The following is a 1,510-nucleotide window of genomic DNA, read 5'->3' on the forward strand; positions in this document are numbered from 1 at the left end:
CTACATGATCTGGATTGTGATTTCTACTCTGGTTCTGGCCATAAATGGCAGTGTGGCCCGGGCGCAACAGGCATTTTATACGTGCGCGACAACGGTAATCGTTTGAACGAATACTGGAGCGACCGTGAAAATCCATTGTGGTTGATAAACTCGTCGCTTTCTCATGCGGATTACTTAGGTAAGCAAATCCAAATGCAGTACATTGGTAACGACAACTACCCAGCTAAACAAGCTCTGGCTGATAGCTGTAAAATGTGGGATGAGATTGGTCGTGACCGAATCCAAGACCGCATTCTAACGTTGAGTGACCAATGTAAAACCTCACTCCAAGACGTGCTGCCACATGCGAAAATGTTCTCGCCAAATGTGGAAGGGCTGACGAGTGGATTAACGACGTTCAACCCATTTTATGATGTGACGAACGAAGAAATCCTGACTGAGTTCCGTGACCGTCTGCGTGAAGAATATGGCTACATCATCCGTACAACGAACTTCAAGCTGTACAAAGATGATGGACACGACACGTACGCGCTTCGTATCTCTACACACTTGTTCCATGATGAGCGAGATGTAGAAGGATTGGTCGAAGCGATTGCTGATCTGTACTACTCGTTCTAACGTCGTTGTTTATCACTCAAGCGCCCATTTATGGGCGCTTTGTTGAAGGGAAGGATATACACAATGTCAGTCAAAACACTTAAACGAACCATCACTGCAGTGGCGATTTTGGCCGCGTCCGTGATGTCTTCTTCGGCTTGGTCTAATGACCTTAAAGAAATCCGTGAGCGTGGTGTGCTTCGTCATATCGGTGTGCCTTATGCCTATTTTGTTTCTTACATCGAGCAAGGTGAAATGCACACGCTGACAGGATTAGATGTCGATATCGTAAAAGGATTTGCGAGCTCGTTAGGTGTGCGATATGAGTACGTACCGGCTCAGTGGAGTGACATGGTCGGTAAGCTGACAGGTCAAGATGTTCAATACCGACACAACCGCGCAGTAGTGGGTGGCAGTGTGCCAATTGAGGGTGATCTGATCGCCAATGGCGTGACGATTTTGGATTGGCGGGAAGAGGTATTGGACTTTTCTCAGGACTACTTCCCATCGGCGGTATGGCTTGTTTCTCGTACCGATTCAAGTTTAAGTCCAATTAAGCCAAGTGGGTCGATCGACGAAGACGTCAAGACAGTGAAAGAGTTGATCGATGGACGAGAAGTGTTGGCGCTAGAGCATTCGTGCCTAGACCCAAACCTTTACGACTTGTACGACACGGGGGCCAAAGTGATTTTGCCCGATGGCAAACGACTCCTAAACGAAATGGTACCTGCCATCATGAAAAATGATGCTGAAAGTACCTTATTGGATGTAGCAGACACATTAATTGCTTTAGAAAAATGGCCGGGAGAAATAAAAGTCATTGGCCCTGTTTCTGAAAATCAAAAAATGGCTGTTGCGTTCCGTAAAAATTCACCGGAATTACGCGAAGCGTTTGATCGTTATTTAGATTCTA

Annotated in this window: 2 protein-coding genes; both read left to right on the top strand. The window is 46.3% G+C overall.

All coding sequences use genetic code 11. The features are described from left to right. Positions 1–618, top strand: a 618-nt coding sequence (locus R7Q38_RS23215) for an aminotransferase class V-fold PLP-dependent enzyme (protein ID WP_318114437.1), incomplete at its 5' end; no start/stop codon positions are given. Positions 619–681: 63 nt separating this feature from the next. Beyond that, positions 682–1,510 (top strand): transporter substrate-binding domain-containing protein (locus R7Q38_RS23220; protein WP_318114438.1); only part of this gene is annotated, 829 nt, incomplete at its 3' end.

Source organism: Vibrio sp. Vb0598 (assembly GCF_033338935.1).
In the GTDB taxonomy this organism is placed as follows: domain Bacteria; phylum Pseudomonadota; class Gammaproteobacteria; order Enterobacterales; family Vibrionaceae; genus Vibrio; species Vibrio alginolyticus.